Here is a 3,428-nt window from a genome sequence, read left to right as displayed (position 1 = left end):
CCGTCGATCATGGCCGAAATGGCCCTCGAGGCCTGCAACAGTGCCTTGGCGCAAGCGGGTCTTGGTGCCGACGCGATCGACCCACGCATGATGCAGGCGGTGGCGCCCCAGATGTAGTAGGGACCAAAAGGGACCGTGTAATAGAGTCGGCGGCGGCCCTGCCATCTGCGGCCTTCGATCAGATAATTTGTTGTATTCAGAAGGTGCGCCAATGGCACCTCGAACACTTCGCTGACTTCGCCTGCCTCTGGAACAGGAACATAGTGGCCTTCGATCAGTGCAAGAACGGGCGTCACCTGATAGGCCGTCACTGTCTGATGCGGGGGAAGATGCCCCACAACGGTCACGATCTCCGGGTCTAGGCCAATCTCTTCGTGCGCCTCGCGCAGGGCCGCATCTGTCAGGGTCGCATCGATCGGATCTTGCTTGCCGCCGGGAAAGGCAATCTGGCCGGGGTGATGTTTCAGACGGGCCGATCGTTTTGTGAGAATAACAGTCTCTGTTTCGGCCCGAATGCCAATAAGAACGGCGGCAGGTACCAACGGAAAGTCCGGGGCTTTCACGTCAGGATTCAAGTCAAAATCAGAAGACGCACCGCCCTTTCGGGTCAGCGCGTCTTGTAGTTTTTTGCGCAGGTCAGGCACTGCTATTTTTGGCCTCGAACCCGAGCGTGTCAGGTTCAAAGACGTAATGCGCGCCGCAGAACTGGCAGTCGGCGGTCACTGTGCCTTCTTCGGTCGTCATCGTCGCGATGTCCTTTGCCGAATAGATCGACAGGCTTTGGCGCACCTTATCCGCCGAACAGCTACAGCCGAATTTGATCGACTGCGCATCATAGACACGCGGCTGTTCCTCATGGAAAAGGCGCACGAGCAGGTCTGTCGGGGCAACAGTTGGCCCAATCAGTTCTAGCTGATCCACCGTATCCAACAACGCATTGGCGCGGTTCCAGTTTTCACCTTCATCGGCATCCAGAATATCGGTCGCGTCAAGCAAGCCGTCTTCGCCCGATCCGCCTTCGCCGGCTACATGCGGCGATGCCTTTGGCATATGCTGCAGCATCACGCCACCGGCACGCCAATGGGTGCCTTCGCCCGGCACTTGCGACAGGCCATGGGTCAGTTGAAAGCGGGTCGGCAATTGTTCGGACTGCGCAAAATATGTCTCTGCGCAAGAAGACAACGATCCACCGGCGATAGGCGTGATCCCCTGATATGGGGTCATGTCCTTGCCTTGGTCGATCAGGATAGCAAAATAACCGTTGCCCAACTGGCTGAAGGGGTCTGCACTCTCGTCCAGTGTTTCTGCATCATATGACGCATAGGCGCGGATGCGTGCAGGTTGCCCGTCATCGGTGGGGCCGTAATAATCCGTTGCGATCAGACGGGCCGGACCAGACCCGCGCACCTGCAAGGACAGCTTCCAGCGCAATTTGATCGTTTGCCCGATCAATGCGGTCAGCAATGCCATCTCTGCCACCAACCCTTCGATCATGGGTGGGTAATCGTGTTGCTTGAGAACCTGTTCCAACACGCCATCAAGCCGCGCCACCCGTCCACGGATGTCGGAGGCGTCAAGTTGAAACGGCAGGACGGTGTCGTCCCAGGCGATTTGGGTGCCGAGGGTCATGGTCTTTCCTAACAAGTCTAGGGATGGCATACCGCGCCTATATAGGCGGAGCAAGGCAAGGTCCAAGGGGGTAGCCATGATCAGACGGTATGGCGAGGTGCCGCAAAGCGGGCAGCGGTACAAACACCGGCCCGGCGTTTATGCGATTTTGCCGCTGGATGGGAAGCTGCTGCTGACCTATCAAGGCGACCCGCATTTCGAAATAAAACTGCCCGGCGGCGGAATTGATCCGGGCGAACATCCACTCAACGCACTGCACCGCGAGGTCTTTGAAGAAACCGGCTGGCGGATCGCCGCGCCCCGCAAATTAGGCGTCTTCCGGCGTTTCACCTTCATGCCGGAGTACGACATATGGGCGGAAAAGCTGTGCCATATCTATCGGGCACGGCCCGTGCGGCCACATGGACCCCCGACAGAGGTGGGCCATCTGGCGCTTTGGTTGGAACCGCAGGATGCCGTAAGAAAACTCTATAACGATGGCGACGCGGATTTTGTAGCAAAGGTCACTTAAGCAGGCAGTGTCGCATCAGGGGCTTTGCCCCCGTCGCTTCGCGCCTCCCCCAGGATATTTATGGGCCGATAATAAACGCGGATTCGCCGCTTCTTGCCCCTATCGGGAAAAACCTTTATCGCGCGGAGAAGCACATATTGACTTAAAGGCGTATACGCATGACCGCTCCGAAAAAAGTTGTTCTGGCCTATTCTGGTGGCCTTGATACCTCGATTATCCTCAAATGGTTGCAGACCGAGTACGGTTGCGAGGTCGTGACCTTCACCGCTGATCTTGGACAGGGTGAAGAGCTGGAGCCCGCGCGCAAGAAGGCAGAGATGATGGGTGCGTCGTCCATCTATATCGAAGACCTGCGTGAAGAGTTCGTGCGCGATTTTGTCTTCCCGATGTTTCGGGCCAACGCGCTTTACGAAGGCCTCTATCTTTTGGGCACATCCATCGCGCGCCCCTTGATTTCCAAGCGCCTGGTTGAAATCGCAGCCGCCGAAGGTGCCGATACGATTTCCCATGGTGCGACTGGCAAGGGCAACGATCAGGTGCGTTTCGAGCTGGCCGCCTATGCGCTGAACCCAGAAATCAAGGTTGTGGCGCCATGGCGCGAGTGGGACCTCGGCAGCCGGACCAAGCTGATTGAATTTGCGGAAAAGCATCAGATTCCGATCGCAAAGGACAAGCGTGGCGAAGCGCCCTTCAGCGTAGACGCCAACCTTTTGCATACCTCTTCCGAAGGCAAAGTGCTGGAAGACCCTGCCGAAGAAGCGCCGGAATATGTCTATCAGCGCACGGTTGCTCCCGAAGATGCACCGGATACGCCAGAAATGGTCGAGATCACATTCGAACGTGGTGATGCAGTCGCCATCAACGGTGAGATGATGTCACCCGCCACGATCCTGACCAAGTTGAACGAACTGGGTGGAAAGCACGGTGTCGGGCGTCTTGATCTGGTTGAGAACCGTTTTGTCGGGATGAAATCACGCGGGATATATGAAACGCCGGGTGGTACCATCTTGCTGGAAGCGCACCGCGGGATCGAGCAGATCACGCTGGATTCAGGTGCGGGTCACCTCAAGGACAGTATCATGCCGCGCTATGCGGAACTGATTTACAACGGTTTCTGGTTCAGCCCCGAACGGGAAATGCTGCAAGCCCTGATCGACAAGAGTCAGGAACATGTGTCCGGCACCGTGCGGGTGAAGCTGTATAAGGGATCGGTCAACACCGTGGCCCGCTGGTCGGATCAATCGCTCTATTCCGAGGCGCATGTGACATTCGAGGAAGATATGGGCGC

Annotated in this window: 4 protein-coding genes; 2 read left to right on the top strand and 2 right to left on the bottom strand. The window is 57.2% G+C overall.

The genetic code is table 11. The features are described 5' to 3' along the window. Window positions 1-644: CoA pyrophosphatase (locus tag R6T97_RS10190; RefSeq protein ID WP_410349186.1), on the bottom strand; the 644-nt coding region annotated here is incomplete at its 3' end. Next, the gene (locus R6T97_RS10185) at window positions 637-1,629 is read right to left on the bottom strand and encodes an Hsp33 family molecular chaperone HslO (RefSeq protein ID WP_410349185.1); all 993 of its coding nucleotides are present in this window, start codon (window positions 1,627-1,629) and stop codon (window positions 637-639) included. The genes R6T97_RS10190 and R6T97_RS10185, both read right to left, overlap by 8 nt. 76 nt (window positions 1,630-1,705) lie before the next feature. Here R6T97_RS10185 and R6T97_RS10180 point away from each other — a divergent pair, with 76 nt between their 5' ends. Then, window positions 1,706-2,140, top strand: coding sequence for an NUDIX hydrolase (locus tag R6T97_RS10180; protein WP_410349184.1), 435 nt, complete (start codon window positions 1,706-1,708; stop codon window positions 2,138-2,140). A 158-nt stretch (window positions 2,141-2,298) separates the two neighbouring features. Further along, window positions 2,299-3,428: argininosuccinate synthase (locus tag R6T97_RS10175; protein ID WP_410349183.1), on the top strand; the 1,130-nt coding region annotated here is incomplete at its 3' end.

The sequence above is a fragment of the Yoonia sp. genome (genome assembly GCF_046498525.1).
In the GTDB taxonomy this organism is placed as follows: Bacteria; Pseudomonadota; Alphaproteobacteria; order Rhodobacterales; family Rhodobacteraceae; genus Yoonia.
The sequence above is the reverse complement of the archived record's forward strand: the minus strand, read 5'-3'. Positions and strand labels throughout refer to the sequence as shown.

Excerpts from the sequence above, each read along its gene's own strand:
- R6T97_RS10185 (WP_410349185.1), bottom strand. The coding sequence starts at position 1,629 with ATGACCCTCGGCACCCAAATCGCCTGGGACGACACCGTCCTGCCGTTT.
- R6T97_RS10180 (WP_410349184.1), top strand. The coding sequence starts at position 1,706 with ATGATCAGACGGTATGGCGAGGTGCCGCAAAGCGGGCAGCGGTACAAA.